14 protein-coding genes are annotated in these 16387 nt (G+C 40.3%); 4 read left to right on the top strand and 10 right to left on the bottom strand.

Going from position 1 to position 16387, the window contains the following annotated elements; all coding sequences use genetic code 11:
* Window positions 1-34: 34 nt before the first annotated feature.
* From atpH to HOP08_11055, 8 genes are all read right to left on the bottom strand, one after another.
* The gene (gene atpH / locus HOP08_11090) at window positions 35-595 is read right to left on the bottom strand and encodes an ATP synthase F1 subunit delta (GenBank protein ID NOT75467.1); all 561 of its coding nucleotides are present in this window, start codon (window positions 593-595) and stop codon (window positions 35-37) included.
* A gap of 12 nt (window positions 596-607) precedes the next feature.
* The gene (gene atpF / locus HOP08_11085) at window positions 608-1102 is read right to left on the bottom strand and encodes a F0F1 ATP synthase subunit B (GenBank protein ID NOT75466.1); all 495 of its coding nucleotides are present in this window, start codon (window positions 1100-1102) and stop codon (window positions 608-610) included.
* Window positions 1103-1224: 122 nt separating this feature from the next.
* Entirely contained in the window at window positions 1225-1485 is a 261-nt protein-coding gene (gene atpE, locus HOP08_11080; GenBank protein ID NOT75465.1) for an ATP synthase F0 subunit C, read from the bottom strand.
* Window positions 1486-1563: 78 nt separating this feature from the next.
* Complete coding sequence (gene atpB, locus HOP08_11075; protein ID NOT75464.1) at window positions 1564-2580, bottom strand: F0F1 ATP synthase subunit A; 1017 nt, start codon at window positions 2578-2580, stop codon at window positions 1564-1566.
* A gap of 146 nt (window positions 2581-2726) precedes the next feature.
* Window positions 2727-3125, bottom strand: a complete 399-nt coding sequence (locus HOP08_11070; protein NOT75463.1) for a hypothetical protein — start codon at window positions 3123-3125, stop codon at window positions 2727-2729.
* On the bottom strand, window positions 3126-3350 hold the full coding sequence (locus tag HOP08_11065; GenBank protein ID NOT75462.1) for an AtpZ/AtpI family protein: 225 nt from the start codon (window positions 3348-3350) through the stop codon (window positions 3126-3128).
* Window positions 3310-3735, bottom strand: a complete 426-nt coding sequence (locus tag HOP08_11060) for a polymer-forming cytoskeletal protein (protein ID NOT75461.1) — start codon at window positions 3733-3735, stop codon at window positions 3310-3312. The genes HOP08_11065 and HOP08_11060 overlap by 41 nt, the downstream gene beginning before the upstream one ends.
* A gap of 13 nt (window positions 3736-3748) precedes the next feature.
* A complete protein-coding gene (locus HOP08_11055; protein NOT75460.1) occupies window positions 3749-4570 on the bottom strand; it encodes a M23 family metallopeptidase in 822 nt (273 codons plus the stop codon).
* Window positions 4571-4704: 134 nt separating this feature from the next.
* Between HOP08_11055 and HOP08_11050 the strand changes: the two genes are divergently transcribed.
* The 4 genes from HOP08_11050 to HOP08_11035 all read left to right on the top strand — a co-directional run bounded on the left by HOP08_11050 (window position 4705) and on the right by HOP08_11035 (window position 13835).
* Window positions 4705-7299 carry a tetratricopeptide repeat protein gene (locus tag HOP08_11050; GenBank protein ID NOT75459.1) on the top strand — a complete coding sequence of 865 codons (2595 nt, stop codon included), beginning with the start codon at window positions 4705-4707 and terminating at the stop codon, window positions 7297-7299.
* The gene (locus HOP08_11045; GenBank protein NOT75458.1) at window positions 7250-9568 is read left to right on the top strand and encodes a penicillin-binding protein; all 2319 of its coding nucleotides are present in this window, start codon (window positions 7250-7252) and stop codon (window positions 9566-9568) included. Before HOP08_11050 ends, HOP08_11045 begins: the two co-directional genes overlap by 50 nt.
* Window positions 9569-9710: 142 nt before the next feature.
* Window positions 9711-12032, top strand: coding sequence for a penicillin-binding protein (locus tag HOP08_11040; GenBank protein NOT75457.1), 2322 nt, complete (start codon window positions 9711-9713; stop codon window positions 12030-12032).
* A gap of 6 nt (window positions 12033-12038) precedes the next feature.
* Complete coding sequence (locus HOP08_11035; GenBank protein ID NOT75456.1) at window positions 12039-13835, top strand: excinuclease ABC subunit C; 1797 nt, start codon at window positions 12039-12041, stop codon at window positions 13833-13835.
* A gap of 34 nt (window positions 13836-13869) precedes the next feature.
* On the opposite strand, the gene gldN is transcribed toward HOP08_11035, so the two are convergent.
* On the bottom strand, window positions 13870-14769 hold the full coding sequence (gene gldN, locus HOP08_11030; GenBank protein ID NOT75455.1) for a gliding motility protein GldN: 900 nt from the start codon (window positions 14767-14769) through the stop codon (window positions 13870-13872).
* Window positions 14770-14780: 11 nt separating this feature from the next.
* Entirely contained in the window at window positions 14781-16352 is a 1572-nt protein-coding gene (gene gldM, locus HOP08_11025; GenBank protein ID NOT75454.1) for a gliding motility protein GldM, read from the bottom strand.
* Window positions 16353-16387: the final 35 nt, after the last annotated feature.

The following is a 16387-nucleotide window of genomic DNA, read 5'->3' as shown; positions in this document are numbered from 1 at the left end:
AAGTTCGTTATTCGTTGTTATTCTTTATTCGTTATTAAAATTCTTTCACATAGAAATTCTCAGTGAATTTCATTTTCAATGATTTCAGTTTGCTTCTGATTGATGCATCAATCTGACGATCTCCAACATTAAGGATAAATCCGCCGATCAGATCCTTATCAACTTTCTCGTGTATTTCAACTTGTTTCTGAGCGCTAAGCTTCTTCACAATAGTTTCAATTTTCGCACGCAATTCCTGATCCATTGGAATTGTTGTAGTGATATACGCTTTGCCAATGCCTTTGTATTCGTTGTAAGCATTGTGAAATTCTGCAGCGATGGCAGGCAACAAAGGCTCACGATTCTTCTTCGTAAGAATATCAATGATGGCCATTGTTAAGGGATTCACCTTTCCTGAAAATATCTTGTCCAGAACAGCACGCTTCTTTTCGTGACGGATTACAGGACTACGAAGCATGACAGTAAAGTCACGATTCTCAGCACAGATCTTTGAAAACAGAAGCATGTCCTGATGCACGGCTTCTACAGCACCTTTCTCCACTGCCAATCCAAGCAGTGACTTTACATATCTTGAGGCTACGCGTAAATCCGCCATGTTAGTCTGCTATCAGTTCAGTTTTAAATCATTCATAAAACCATCTACCATTTCTTTTTGAGCTTTATCGGTAGAAAGATTTTTCTTCATAAGCTTTTCTGCAATCTCCAGAGAGAAGGTCGCTACCTGCGCGCGCACGTCGCGTAATGCTGCTTGCTTTTCAATATTGATAACTGCTTTTGCGTCCTCAATGATCTTGTCAGCATTCTTCTTGGCATCGGCTTGTGCCTGGTCATGAAGACGATTAGCAGCATCACGTGCTTCGCGCAACATTATATCACGTTCTTCACGGGCCTGCTTCATTAATTTCTCATTATCTGACTTCAATGAAGCCATCTCATTCTTTGCTCTTTCTGCAGAATCAAGTGCATTTTGAATTGAATCTTCACGCTCTTTCAAAGAAGCAAGAATTGGTTTCCATGCCATTTTACCCAAAAGGAAAACCAAGGCAATAAAAACAACAAACTGCCAGAAGAGAAGGCCTGAGCCGGGGGTTAAGAATTCCATAGTTCTATATTTTTAGATCAACTGTGATCAGTTATTCATTCAGAGTAAAAAGAAACCTGCCCGGCCCATTGCCTAAGGCAAGTTTCAAATTCATGCTTAAGATGCTTTAGACCTCAAACAAACTAGGCGATTTTCGCGCCTGTTGTGTTGGAAATCAAGAAGCAAATTACAAGAGCGAATAGCGCTGCCACCTCGACAAGAGCCGCGATGATCAACATAGAGCCCTGCAACTTGTCAGCAGATTCTGGCTGACGTGCCATTGCTTCCATTGCAGAGCCACCGATGCGGCCTACTCCGATTCCGGCGCCAATTGCAGCCAGACCAGCACCGACACCAGCACCCAAAAGTGCGTAGCTAGCATCTACTAAAATTGAAAATAACATAATGTTAAAAATTAAAAGTGAAACAAAATCCAGGGTTCTCCTGGGGTATCTTAATGTAGTTTCCTACCTCAATTCTTTTTAATCGTGTTGATGCTGATTGTCATGTCCATGCTCTACTACTGCCATTCCTATATATAAGGCAGAGAAAAGCGTAAACACATAAGCCTGGATTCCTGCTACCAGCAATTCAATCAGACTGATGAACAAAACAAACAACGATGCTCCGATTCCAACATACCAGCTACTGAATACGAAAGTCAATCCAACAAGACTTAACAATACGATGTGACCAGCTGTAATTGCAGCAAACAAACGAATAGTAAGCGAGAATGGCTTGGTTAATATCCCTATCAACTCAACCGGCAAGATGATAATGCGCAATGGCAATGGCACGCCAGGTGTCCATAGAATATGCATCCAGTAGTTTTTGTTTGCGCTAACATTGGTAATCACGAAAGTGATCAGCGCTAATACCAGTGTTACCGCGATATTGCCTGAAAGATTAGCCGCTCCCGGAAGTAATCCTAAAAGATTTCCAAAAAGGACAAAGAAGAACAAGGTGAGTAAATAAGGAAGATATCTCTCATACTTTGGTCCAATGTTAGGCTTTACGATATCATTCTTTACGAATAAGACGATCGGCTCAATGAAAGATTGAATGCCTTTCGGTGCTTTACCAGCATTCTTCTTATATGATCGGGCTACCGCGCCAAACACCAGCAACAAAATAGTTGCATTGATGAAAAGCATCAAAACATTCTTTGTAATGGAAAGATCAAGAACAGACTTTTCTCCAAGGTGAATCTTGTCATGCTCAAGGGTGTAGCCATTATATGCTACAGGATTGTGGTGTTCGTCAAAAAAGTTTTTAGAAGAAAACATTTCAAGACCGCGCTCGCTGGTATAAACAATTACCGGAGGATAAATTGTGCCATAATGACCGTTGAAAAAGTGCCAAACGTGGTTGTCCAAAACGTGCTCAATGATCACTTCACTGATGTCGAGACTCTTGCCATGCGCCTTTTCAGCTGACTCTGAAGACTCCACTGTAGTCGAATCTGTGAGTTGTTCTGAGTGGTGATCTTCCTGTGCGATTACAGGAGAAAATGCCACTGAAAAAAGGGTTAAAAAACACGCTAAAAACGCGCTTTTTACTAGGGGAAACGGCTTTTTTGGGTAGGTCGTCACAGTCTTTTTAAATCGACCGCAAAACTATTCATTAATGAGCCAAAAAAAAATCTTTAAAGATCTTTTTGCCCATGTTGGGAGGACTTTCGGGCATTTATTTTCCTGAATAAAACACCCACCTCCAGGATCGTAAAAAGGAAATAACAGACAAGAAACAGGACGGTATTTTCAATAGCTCCATCAGGGTCAAGTTTGATGATCACGAAGATAAATCCGCCAAAAAAAAGGATTCTCAAAACAGTCACACCAAGGTATATTTTGACAAAGTCAGAGGGATTGGATCCTATTCTGTTGGTGATAAGTCTGTAAAGGCCTATTGTGGAAATCCCTAAAAAAATAACAATCTCTTTGAAAAATGACGGCAGATCAAAATATCCTGCATCAGAAGCTACCACCACTACCAGCAAAACCACTGCAGCCAGCAATACCGCTATGATTGAAAAACGTAGCAACTAGTCGTTTTTAAGTTTCTTATACATGGTATATAGCATTCCCGTGAAAACAATCAGAACGAATGAAAGCAGGAACACAGGAAATCCAAACCCAAGATATTGATCAAGCTTGTAGCCAAGCCAACCTGCAAGGGCCATGCCTCCAAATAGCTGAAGAGCGAAATTACCGTACCTGAGGAAAGAATTAGATGGCTTCGGATCTGTAGGCGTGTGAGGCTGCTCCATTCTCTGCTGACTTTATATCCTTTATAGCGGCGCCCATTTTGCAACTTCCGTTGAATACTGCTCCTGGTTCAACCACAAGCTTACCTGTAGAAATGTCACCGTGCACTACTGCAGTAGCCTTCAAAACCAGAACTTCAGATATTTCAATTTTACCTTTTACAGTTCCTTCAATATCTACATTCTGTGCAGTAATGTTTCCGTCAACGTGACTTGAGTTGCCCAATGCAATTTTTGACTTTGACTTAATGTTGCCGTTGATACGGCCTTCTATGCGAATGTTTCCGAAGGTTTCAATATTTCCTTCAATCACAGTTCCCTTTCCAATAACATTACTGGAATTGCTGATTTCTTCAGCTGCTTTTTTTTCCTCTTTCGTAGTAAACATGTCTTTGTGTTTTTTAGAATGTTACAAACTCTTCCGGATTAAGGGAGTTGCCGTTGTACCACAATTCAAAATGAAGGTGGGGTCCGTCAGTCATCTCGCCACTGTTGCCAACAATAGAGATAATTTCACCTGCGTTCACAAAATTACCAACTTTTTTCAATAATTCGGCATTGTGCTTGAATACCGAGATCAGGTTGCCCCTGTGCTGGATCGCTATCACATAGCCCGCATCTTGTGTCCATGAGGACATAATAACAGTTCCGTCTGCGATACACTTTACCGGCTCATTTGTCTTGGCAACAATATCAACCCCATAATGTCCTTTCTTCACATCATACTTATCTGATATAAAACCTGTGATCGGTGAAAAGAAAAATGTCTCTCTGAGTTCACGATACTTACTGCTCGTCAGAGAAATCATTGAAAGTTCCGACTGTTCAAAATCTTTTCTGAACTGTGAATCTGTTGGCTCAAGGCGAACACTGCTGACAGATGTCACTGGCTTATCCTGTTCTCTCAATGCAGTCGCCTGATCAATATTTGATGTGCTGTCTGTCTCACCATTGAGAACTCTTTTGAAATTTTCGATGAACTTGTCCTTGTTGTCCATCTCCTGATAAAGTGAGTCTACCTTAAGGGCAAACTGATCCAGCTTCTTATTGGTTTCGCGTTGTGCATAGCGCGGGTCAAACCATTTTGCTAAAAGGGTTTGAGCAAGATAAAGGCTGCCTATAAAGACAACTATGAATACTACGATGGAAAAAACAAGTAATTTGGCATACGTAAAGCCAAAGCTTGATTTCTCTTCCAGGTTATCCTCATTTCGGACCACCATTTGGTAGCGAGCCGTCAGCCTTTCAGATATTGTCTTTTTTGGTTTCAAATCAGGAAAATATGTGCAAAATTAGATATTCTGGCCGATTATAATATTGAAAATCTGTTTTTTACGTTTGTAGCTCAAACCCCTTCATGAAGGTGATCCGACGTCTGGTTATTGTGGTTTTTTGTCTCGTTTCCGCATTAACGTGGTGGAGCTGCTCATCCAATCAAAACACCGTAGTCGGAAGTTTTTATCACAATACAACGGCGCGCTTCAACGGATATTTCTACGCGAAGGAAAAAGTACGTGAAGTTGAAAAAGTTATTCTCAAAAGTCTTGATGATGACCCTAATCAGATCTTGAGGCTTTTCCCCAAGCTGGATACAACCCTTGCTAAAAGCTATAAAAAAGATACCGAAGAAATTATCAAGATGGCTTCCATCTCGATACAACGTCACCCCAATAGCCGATGGCTTGATGATGATTATGTGCTGGTGGGTCTTGCCAGACTTTATGACTGCGATTTTCAGAACGCTATCCAAACTTTCAAATTTGTCAACACTAAAAGCCATGACATAAATCTTCGTCATGTAGCACTTATTCATTTGATCAGAACTTTTACTGAACAAGAGGAATTTGCAAAAGCCGAAGAAGCATTTCAATTTCTTGAAAAAGAAAAACTCAATAAGACGAATTCAAAAAATCTTTACCTGGAAAAGGCTTATTACTATCAGGTCCGTGCCGATTATGATAATATGCTTCGGAACCTTACCAAATCAGATTCCCTGCTTACTAAAGCAGATAGAAAAGGAAGGATTTATTTTATTATTGGTCAGGTCTATCAAAAACTTGGCTTCGGATCTGAAGCGTACAATTATTATCAAAGATGCCTTGCCACCAATCCAGATTACGAAATAGATTTTTATGCCCGCCTTAACATGGCTCAGGTAGCGCGTCTTGACAATTCAAAAAATATAAGAAACATTCGAAAGCAGTTTGCAAAGCTTTTATCCGATACTAAAAACCAGGAATTTAAAGACAAGATCTATTTTGAACTTGGCGAATTCGAAAGAAAGCAGGGCAATATTCCTGAGGCAATCGATCAATATAAACTATCCGCTCACGCGGGGAAGAATAAAAGAATACAAGGCAATGCCTATCTCCGCATAGGTCAGCTATACTTTGATTCACTGAAACGTTTCTCTCTGGCTAAATCATTTTACGATAGCGCGGTCACCGCTTTGCCTCCGGAGTTTGAAAATTATGTCGCTATTAAAAAACGTCATGAGGTTCTGGGAGAATTTGTAAAGTATACAGAAACCATTCAATGGCAGGATAGTTTATTAATGATGGCCGCTCTTGATTCATCCGTGCTCCATAGCCGAATTGATTCTGTCTTTGCAGCACGAGAAAAGAAAGAAGAAGGAAAGAAAAAGAAGAAAAAAAGATCTGATAATAGCGGCGGCAACAATCAAAGCAGCAGCTTCTTTCTCACGGAATCCACAAGCACTACCGATTGGTATTTTGGCAATGCATCAGCCGTTTCATCCGGGCAGGGTGAATTCCAGAGGATTTGGGGCACAATACCTCTTGAGGATAACTGGAGGAGGTCCTCGCGAACCGCTACCATTTCATCGGTCGTTACCAATCCAAATGATGTTACCAGTACTAATGTCAGTAATGATCCCAAGGTTATTGCGCCGGTTGTAGCAGGGATATCCCCTGCAAAACAGGCCTTTACAAAAATCCTCAGCGAGTTACCTGTTACAGATGATCAAAAGAAGATTTCCTATGGCATGATTGAAGAAGCCTACTTCAAACTTGGAGATCTTTATTATTTCCAGTTAAGTGAAAAAGATAACGCCGAAGATTCCTACGAAAAACTTTTAGATCGATTCCCAAAGTCTTCCTTTAAACCTGAAGTCCTCTATAAGTTATACCTCATTCATAAAGAGCGTGGAGACAATAAGGCAGACGTGCTTGCTCAGAATCTGAAAGATGAGTTTCCAAATTCTACTTATACAAAGATATTGCTGAATCCAAATTATCTAAAAGAAACAAGTGTCGCACAGGAAAAGCAAAAGATCATTTACAAAGAAGCTTATGCTGAGTTTGAAAAAAATAATCTCAGGGGAGCACAGGATAAAATAAAAACGGCCCGCGCCGTTGGTGAAACAACTTTTACACCTCAGTTGGATCTTTTGCAGATTCTCATTACTGGTAAAACCGAAGACGTCACACGATATCAGTATGAACTCGGAGAATTCATCAAAAAATATGAAGATCAACCCATTCATCTGTACGCACAAACATTACTGGAAAGCTCAAGGACTTTCCTTGAAAAAACAGAGAGATCAAAAGGCATAAGATTCATGGCGTCCTTCGATGAGCCTCATTATTTTGTAATCGTTCATCGCTTTCCTGATAACGTCAGTAATATCGTGTCAGCGTCATTGGAGAAATTCAATGCCGAATATTTTAAAAGCAAAAAACTTGAGACAAGCAATCTGCTTTTGAATGATCAATACGCTCTGACATTTGTAAGCACGATTACCAATCAGGCAGATGCCCTCGAATATTTCAACCGGTTTAAGAGTATTCTATCTACCGCAAAACCATTCTCCACGTTAAACTTTCACAGCTTTGTGATAACTAAGGATAATTTTAATATCTTCTACCGAAACAAAGCCCTGGATGAATACCTCAGTTTCTTTGATAGGCACTATCAGAAAGAAAATCAGTGATCTGGTAAATATTCAACGTTCATGGTTTCCAAAAGCCATTAAGTACTGCTGGATACTATTCATTTGTTTTATTCTTGGACTGCCTTTATATGTAGCCTCCGTTGGGATTAATCTCTTTGGCCTTTTTGGTGAGATGCCAAGTATCGCTGAGATTGAGAACCCCGAAAATGATCTTTCTTCTGAATTGATATCTGCTGATGGAGTATCGCTGGGTAGATATTACCGCTATAATCGAAGTCAGGTAAAATTTGAGGATCTGTCACAAGACCTCACTCACATACTGGTAATCTCGGAAGACCACCGGTTCTATTCACATTCAGGGCTTGATTTTAAGGCCTTTCTTAGGGTATTCCGTGGTATTATCACACTCAGTCCTGCTGGTGGGGGAAGCACAATCACACAGCAGCTAGCTAAAAATCTTTTTACACTCAATCCTGATCATTCACTTGATGGATCAATTGCCTCGTTGGGAAGTCTTCCCAGGCGGATTGTTCAGAAGACGAAGGAATGGATCATCTCTATTGATCTGGAAAGAAATTTTACAAAAAAGGAAATCCTTGCGATGTATCTTAATACCGTTGCATTCAATAATAATGCATTTGGAATCAGGGTCGCCAGTGAAACATACTTCAGTAAGTCTCCTGCCAATCTTGATCTTCGGGAATCTGCATTACTGGTAGGAATGCTTCAGAATCCCAACTTCTTCAACCCTCTCCGGCGACCAGAAATCACTATTAAAAAACGTAATGAAGTTCTCGCAAAAGTTTTCCGGAGTAAGTATAAAATCAAAACGCGAAAACAATTTGATTCTATCTCCGCTTTGGATCTTGGAGTGCATTACAGAATTCTGAATCAGAATGAAGGAATTGCAACGCATTTCAGAACTGTCATTACCAACAAACTCAAGAAGATCTGTGAAGCGAAAGGCATTGATCTTCTAAGTTCGGGACTTAAAATTTATACTACCATCGATAGCAGATTACAAAGATATGCTGAAGAAGCTGTGGCTGATCATATGAGAAAACTTCAAAAAGATTTTATAAAAGAATGGAAAGGAAAGAATCCATGGATTGAAGATCACGGAAAAGAAATTTCAGGATTTTTAAGATCGAGAATTCGTCAGTCGGATACATATAAAAGTCTAACCGCTAAATATGGAGCAAACTCAGACTCCATTGATATAATGCTCAATCTGAAAAAGTCGATGACCATTTTTACCTGGAACGGAGAGCGTGATACTCTTTTTAGTTCGCTGGATTCATTGGCATACTACAAGCGCTTTCTGCAAACCGGAATGATGTCGATGGATCCAGAAACGGGGCATGTTAAAGCATGGGTGGGTGGATTGAATTATAAATATTTCAAATTCGATCATGTACAACAGTCAAAACGCCAACCTGGCTCAACCTTTAAACCCTTTGTCTATGGACTTGCCATGGACTTAGGTTATTCACCCTGTGAGATCCGACAGAACATTTCTCCCACCTTTAAACTCTCCGGAGGAAAGACGTGGACTCCAGAAAATTCAGGCGGAGGTTACGGGAAAGGTGAAAAAGTGACTCTTCGCCAGGCAATGGCAAGATCATTGAATTCCGTTACCGCACAGTTGATGAAAGAACTAGGACCGGGAAACGTCGTTGATTTTGCACATGGGATGGGAATTAAAAGCAATCTTGACACAGTGCCCGCTCTTTGTCTTGGTGTAAGCGATGTCTCTCTTTACGAAATGGTTGGCGCCTACGGTACCTACGTGAATAACGGGATTTATACTGAACCGTTTTTCATTACACGTATTGAAGACAAAAACGGAAACGTTATTGAAAACTATGTTCCTAAAACAAAACAATCTATCAGTGAGAAGACTGCTTATAAAATGATCTATATGCTGATGGGTGGTGTGGAAGAAACAGGAGGCACCTCAGAAGGCTTAAGTGATATCGTTAAGGAGAATAATGAAATCGGGGGAAAGACAGGTACTACTGATAATGCATCTGATGGCTGGTATATTGGTGTGACAAATAATCTTGTAACAGGAGTCTGGGTTGGCGGTGATGAACGAAGTATTCATTTTCCTTCATGGCAGTTTGGAGCAGGAACAAAAACCGCACGCCCAATCTGGGATAAATTCATGGTGAAAATTTACAGCGATCCATCATCCGGTATTAAGAAAGGAAAATTTAAACTGCCTTCATCAGGGCTGGATCTCTCTCTGGATTGTTCCAAAACCAAAATCGACTCTGTGGGTGTCGATCCCTTCAATATTAATTAGCGAATTTCACTCCTGGTTAAGTGGTTTTAGGCGATGGGTTCGGACGGCTTTAAAAACCCTGTATCGACAGTTCGAAACTTTTCCATGCTAAATTCCATAACTTTGTTGGTACGATTCTTTCTAATGAGACAAAGCACACTCGATGAGTAATTCGACTTCTTCGATCGACAATATCAAAAAGAAAATCAATGATTTTCTGAGCATTCAGCGTACCTGGTTTCAAACCGTCATTAAGTATTGCTGGATCTTATGCCTTTGCTTCATTCTAGGCCTTCCCTTGTATGTTTTCTCAGTAGGAATCAATCTTTTCGGCCTTTTTGGCGAAATGCCAAGTCTTGTGGATGTTGAAAATCCAGAGAATGACCTTTCTTCTGAACTGATTTCTGCTGATGGAGTTTCACTAGGTCGATATTTTCGTTTCAACAGAAGCCAGGTCAATTTTGATGAGCTTTCAGAGGATTTGGTCAATACACTGGTCATTTCTGAAGATCATCGTTTCTATCAGCATTCCGGTCTGGACTTTCCTGCCTACTTGAGAGTGGTGTGGGGGCTTTTGACTTTGAACCCGCAAGGAGGTGGAAGTACTATCACTCAGCAATTAGCGAAGAATCTATATACCAGAAATCCCGATAAATCCCTTGACGGATCTGTTGCCAAGCTGGGGAAATATCCTCGTCGCCTCGTTCAAAAAACCAAAGAGTGGATCATCTCTATTAATCTCGAAAGCAATTTTACAAAGAAGGAAATTATTGCCATGTATCTGAATACGGCAGAATTCAGCAGCAACACCTATGGAATCAAAGTAGCAAGTGAGACCTATTTTGGTAAACAACCTGATAGCCTTGATGTAAGAGAATCTGCTTTGCTTGTTGGAATGCTTCAGAATCCAACTTTCTATAATCCAATTCGACAGCCTGAAAATGCGATTAAAAAACGGAATGAGGTTTTGAGCAAAGTCTATCGCAGCAAGTTTAAGATTGCAACCCGTGAGCAATACGATTCGGTTACTTCGTTGGACCTTGGTTTGAAATTCAAAATTCAAAATCAGAACGAAGGTCTTGCAACTTATTTCAGAACTGTGATCACTACAAAACTGATGAAGATCTGTGAAGATAAGGGAATCGATTTATGGAATTCCGGACTTCGGATTTATACAACGATTGATAGCAAACTTCAGAAATATGCTGAGCAGGCTATGGCCGAACATATGAAAAATCTTCAGGCAGAATTTATCAAACAGTGGGCCGGTAAGAATCCATGGGTTGATGATGAACGGAAAGAGATTCCTGGATTTTTAAAATCACGGATAAAAAGATCAGATGCTTACAAAAATCTTGTTGCGAAATACGGAGAGAAGAATGACTCCGTTCAGATAATGCTGAATCTAAAAAGGCCGATGTCTATCTTCAGCTGGAATGGAGAAAGAGATACACTTTTTAGTTCAATGGATTCCCTTGCTTACTACATGAGGTTTTTACAATCCGGAATGATGTCCATGGATCCAAACACCGGACACATCAAGGCATGGGTAGGAGGATTTAATTATAAGTACTTTAAGTATGATCACGTACAACAGGGCAAAAGACAGCCTGGATCAACTTTTAAACCTTTTGTCTACGGACTTGCCATGGAATCTGGTTATTCACCTTGTGAAGTTCGACAAGACATATCGCCAAGTTTTGAAATACCGGGAGGCGTATGGTATCCACCCAATGCTGAAGGGAATAAAGGTACAGGAGAAAGAATGACGCTCCGGCAGGCAATGGCGAGATCAGTAAATTCTATTACTGCTCAGATGATGAAAGAGTTAAGTCCAAAAAATGTGGTAGAGTTTGCTCACACAATGGGAATTCAAAGTGAGCTGGACGCAGTGCCTGCCCTTTGCCTTGGAGTTAGTGATGTTTCTCTTTACGAAATGGTGGGAGCTTACAGTACGTATGTTAACAGCGGCATTCACACCGAACCTTTTTACATCACACGAATCGAAGATAAAAACGGGAATGTGATTGAGAATTTTGTTCCGAAGACAAAGCAATCCATTGACGATAAGACGGCGTATAAAATGATTTACATGCTCATGGGTGGTGTAGAAGAATCCAAGGGAACTTCCGGAGGTCTGAGTGCTGTTATCAAAAAGGACAATGAAGTTGGAGGAAAGACCGGAACCACAAACAATGCATCCGATGGATGGTATGTTGGGGTTACGCACAACCTGGTAACGGGTGTTTGGGTTGGTGGTGATGAACGCAGTATTCACTTTCCATCCTGGCCCTTTGGACAAGGAAGCAAGTCTGCCCGTCCCATCTGGGATAAATATATGGTTAAGGTTTACGAAGATCCCCTTTCAGGTATTGCGAAAGGAAAATTCAAGCTTCCCTCTACTGGTCTGGATTTATCATTAGACTGCTCAAGAGTTGATGCCGATTCAGTTAATATTGATCAACGTCCCTGGGACATTAAATAATCTTTCATGACCGATGCGCTTAAGGAAAGGGTAGCATCGTTGCCCGACTCTCCGGGCATCTATCGTTTCTACGACAGAGACGAAACTCTCATTTATGTGGGAAAGGCAAAAAGTCTTAAAAAAAGAGTTACCAGCTATTTTCTAAAACAATCTCAATACAATCGTAAGACTGAAAAGCTGGTTTCCGAAATACGCAAAATTGAATTCACTCTTGCAAATTCTGAATTTGATGCACTGCTTCTTGAAAATAATTTTATTAAGCAGAATCAACCCAAATACAACATTCTTCTAAAAGATGATAAGACCTTTCCTTATCTCTGCATTTTAAAAGAGAGATTTCCCCGAATTATCTACACCAGAAAATACATTCCGAAAAACGGTGAGTATTTTGGTCCCTACTCAAGCGTTGTTTCCATGAAGAACGTGCTGGAGCTTGTTCGGAAACTTTATTCAATACGTACCTGCAATCTTTTGCTATCCGAAGAGAACGTTGCAAATAAAAAATTCAAGGTTTGTCTAGAATACCACTTAGGTAATTGCAAAGGTCCATGCGAAGGACTTCAGGATGAAGTCAATTATTTACATGAGATATCTTTGGCAAGAAACATTCTTAAGGGAAACATGAGTGTTGTTGAGAATTATTTCTATGACAACATGGAAAAGGCCTCTCAAGCTATGGAGTTTGAAAGAGCAGAATCGTTTAAGCATAAGATTGATTATCTCGAAAAATTTCAAAGCAAATCTTTGGTTGTCAATCGAAAATTGACTGACATTGATGTGGTGACCATCACAAGTTCTCCAACTGAAGCTTTCGTTAATTATCTGCAAATCAAAGAAGGAGCTATCATCTTTTCAAAAAACGTAGAAGTAAAAAAGAAGATGGAAGAATCGGATGAAGAAATTCTAACGATTGTTGCGCAGCAGATGCGCATCGAAACGAATAGTGAAAACTCTATCATATTCAGCAATCTTCCTCTTCAGGTAACAGATGAGTCTATTGAGAATGTCATTCCCCAAATTGGCGATAAGAAAAAGCTAATTGATCTTTCATTGAAAAATGTTCTTTACTTAAAGGCTAAGAAGGAAATATCAAAGGAAGAAACAAAAATCAAGAACATCGAAGTATTAAAAGGTCTTGAAAAAGATCTTCAATTAAAAAAATTGCCGCGCATCATTGAGTGTTTTGATAACTCTAACCTTGGAGGAACCAATCCGGTTGCTTCCATGGTGAGATTTGTGGATGGCAAGCCTGATAAAGCTGGTTACCGACATTTCAATATTAAAACGGTAGAGGGTCCTGATGACTTCGCTTCAATGAAAGAAATTGTTGGAAGGCGCTATCATCGTCTCAAGGAAGAGAACAGCGAACTACCAAATCTGATCATTGTTGATGGCGGGAAAGGACAATTGAGCAGCGCTGTGGAGGCGTTGAAAGAGCTGGATCTCTATGGCGAAATTCCAATCATTGGAATTGCCAAGAGACTAGAAGAAATCTATTATCCTGAAGATCCCCTTCCTCTGCACATAAGCAAGAAATCACAAAGTCTGTTTTTAATTCAATACATCCGCGACGAGGCGCATAGATTCGCCATTAATTTTCACCGTCAGAAGCGAAGCAACAATACGATCTTTACCGAGCTGGAGGGAATTCAGGGAATTGGCAAAAAGACAACTGATCTTCTTCTTTCCAATTTCAAGTCATTTAAAAAAATCAAAGAAGCTTCTGAAGAGGATCTCGTTAAGGTTGTTGGCAAATCAAAAGCAGCTATTGTAAAAGCATGGCAACAAAAAAAGGAGAGCTAAGTGGCTCTCCTTTTTTGAGTATTGAATCGAGGGATTAATATTCCCAGAGATTGTGTTCTTTTTCCATCATCTTCATTTCTTCCCATTCAGTTGCCCAAACCGCTTCTTTATAAGGACGGCCGTTTGCACTGTAAGTGTCGAAGATTCTTTCATTATCAGGATTTTCAACCTTATCAATCGTTCCGTGGAACAATCTTAGCAAGAATGCATCTGCATAATTCTTGTTTTCAGCAGAATTATAGCGATTAAACCAAATTGCATCCTTTACATGGTTTCTGAAAATCTTTTCCAGGTCTTTGTACTTGAACCATCCCAAAGACTTGAAAGTACCTGTGTTTTGATCGAACGCAGAGAATTCCATGGCAAGCATGTCATAGTAAAGGCGTGATCTTCTTTTGTCAAAGATTACATCTTCCTGAAGCGTGATCTTGTAAATTTCACTTGCCAGGTAGTAAGTTGCTTTTCCAGCAGAAGTTTCCTGCCACTCATTTGTAGAAGTTGCAGGATTCTTTCCTTTATTATCAACAATGGCTTCATAATTCTTGCCATTATAAGTCTTCTGATCTCCCTGATAATAATCAGTAGTAGGAGTCCACACATCGAGTGTAGCACCAGCTTGGGAGACCATATCCTTATAAAAATCCTCTTTTGATTTTTTATTGTTAAGAGAATCTTCCTTGTAGATATCAGCCAGTTCACCTGACTTGACAGCGTTTAGGATGAGCTTGGTGATCTCATTGCCACTTGCGAAAAAACCTTTGTTTTGTTTTTCCTTAAGGTCAATGTTTCTCCAGACTCTCACTTTATACAACTGCTCATACTTTGGAATGTTCAGAAGAGAATTAGGATTTATTTGTCCTTCTTCCTGCTGAGCAAATGCAAAGTTCCCAACCGCCACTAAAGCCAGACCGACTAAGATTCTCTTTGTTATCATATTCTTTTTATTTATTGAACCGGGATGTTAATCGTCCCTCCAACAACATCAACTTTCTCATCTTCACCTGTAAATGTTCTGCGTGTAACAGACTTGATATCAACTACAATTCTATCACCAGGACGGAATTGAGCTCTCCATGCGTTCATGTCAACAATTTCAGACGTAGCGTTGATGACAGCAACACGTGAGGTACCACGGGCAAGGATAATTTCCATGCTGCGGATACGGTATGTTGCATCCTTCGGTACTTCTGCTTTAAAGTTTTCATCTGCATCAGCATTGATTCTCAATCCTGTTAAAGCAGAGCCCTTTACACCATTTTTCAAATCAATTTCCTTTGACTGATTGTCTCTTGGAACATAACGTGGCTTTGGAATTGGTTTAACATCAAAGTTTTCAGTACCAATTACCGCACCGCCGTTAGAAACGGTAACAGCCACTTTTCTTTCCTTTGGAATGATAGTCACTTTACCTGGCTTGTCACCTTTGTCGATTGAAGCACCTTTCGCGCTGAAGCTAGGATTGTAGCTTGCTCCAAGGGCTGGAACTTCAATATTTACAAAGTTACCGCAGTTCATGTACAAGCTTGGTGCGTTACCATTTGTAATACGAATGGTAGGCTTAATTACCTCATACTCGATCTTTCTGATCAATGGAGGTTTACCTGGGCCAGGACGAATTTCAGTTGTGTAAGATTGTTTACCGTCACCTGAAGCAGAAAACTCAATGTTTGCCATTTTGATGCTGGTTTCAGGATCCTGAGTTACCGTCAAGGCAACACCATTTCTGAACATTTCAGGTGTAACACCTGATGCAGCACCTGCCATGAACAATCGTCCAGTGTACTTCGCACCCGCTGCAACAACAGAGGGCCCGATTACCATTGGAACAACTTTATCGAATTTGATATTTACCGCATCCGCTATAATAGCCAATGAATCAAGTGCAAGTGTTTCGAATTCCAAAACTTCCGTTTCCATCTGAGTAACACCGGCAATCGCTGCCATCGTAGGTGTTCCTTCGAATGAGAATTCAATGAATGATTTTTCACCGTGTTCAACTTCACCTTTCTCGTTTTTCAACTCGGCAAAATCAACAGCTCTCTTGTTAAGCTTTGGAAATTTCATTCCTGAAAGTCCTTCAAGCTTATCGTGAAAATCCACTAATGTTCTTTCATAGTTAGGAGCAAGCTTTGATTCTTCATTCAACATCTTCTCTTCAGAGATGTTTGTGTTTCCTACAAGTTCATCCCCAACCATTGGCTTACCATCATGCTCTCTGCCAAGAATATCCTTAATAGAGTCAAGTGTTGCAATGGTCTTTCTAGAAAGTGCTCTGATTTCCTTAGCTGCAGCTACAGCCTTTACAACTTTTGCGTCCTGACTGGTAGATCCAGCGATCGCGTTTGCCTTTCTTTCATTGGTAATAGTATTCTCACCAATAAGATCGACAAGCGTAGTATTTAAGATGGCAAATTTCTCGAGTACGGCGCTACTAACGTTAAGAGCCAAGAGGGCTGTTAACACCAGGTACATCATACCGATCATTTTTTGCCTTGGGGTTTCCTTACCGCCTGACATAGTTTATATTTTTTAGATTTTAAATCAATTCAACC

The organism is Cyclobacteriaceae bacterium, assembly GCA_013141055.1.
Lineage (GTDB): Bacteria > Bacteroidota > Bacteroidia > Cytophagales > Cyclobacteriaceae > ELB16-189.
Note: the sequence above shows the minus strand (reverse complement) of the source record. Positions and strands in the feature narration are given on the sequence as shown.

Coding starts and splice junctions, on each gene's coding strand:
- HOP08_11055 (NOT75460.1), bottom strand. CDS start 4,570: ATGGTGGTCCGAAATGAGGATAACCTGGAAGAGAAATCAAGCTTTGGC.
- HOP08_11035 (NOT75456.1), top strand. CDS start 12,039: ATGACCGATGCGCTTAAGGAAAGGGTAGCATCGTTGCCCGACTCTCCG.
- HOP08_11050 (NOT75459.1), top strand. CDS start 4,705: ATGAAGGTGATCCGACGTCTGGTTATTGTGGTTTTTTGTCTCGTTTCC.
- atpE (NOT75465.1), bottom strand. CDS start 1,485: ATGTTATTTTCAATTTTAGTAGATGCTAGCTACGCACTTTTGGGTGCT.
- HOP08_11060 (NOT75461.1), bottom strand. CDS start 3,735: ATGTTTACTACGAAAGAGGAAAAAAAAGCAGCTGAAGAAATCAGCAAT.
- atpH (NOT75467.1), bottom strand. CDS start 595: ATGGCGGATTTACGCGTAGCCTCAAGATATGTAAAGTCACTGCTTGGA.
- gldM (NOT75454.1), bottom strand. CDS start 16,352: ATGTCAGGCGGTAAGGAAACCCCAAGGCAAAAAATGATCGGTATGATG.
- HOP08_11040 (NOT75457.1), top strand. CDS start 9,711: ATGAGTAATTCGACTTCTTCGATCGACAATATCAAAAAGAAAATCAAT.
- HOP08_11065 (NOT75462.1), bottom strand. CDS start 3,350: ATGGAGCAGCCTCACACGCCTACAGATCCGAAGCCATCTAATTCTTTC.
- gldN (NOT75455.1), bottom strand. CDS start 14,769: ATGATAACAAAGAGAATCTTAGTCGGTCTGGCTTTAGTGGCGGTTGGG.
- atpF (NOT75466.1), bottom strand. CDS start 1,102: ATGGAATTCTTAACCCCCGGCTCAGGCCTTCTCTTCTGGCAGTTTGTT.
- HOP08_11045 (NOT75458.1), top strand. CDS start 7,250: ATGAATACCTCAGTTTCTTTGATAGGCACTATCAGAAAGAAAATCAGT.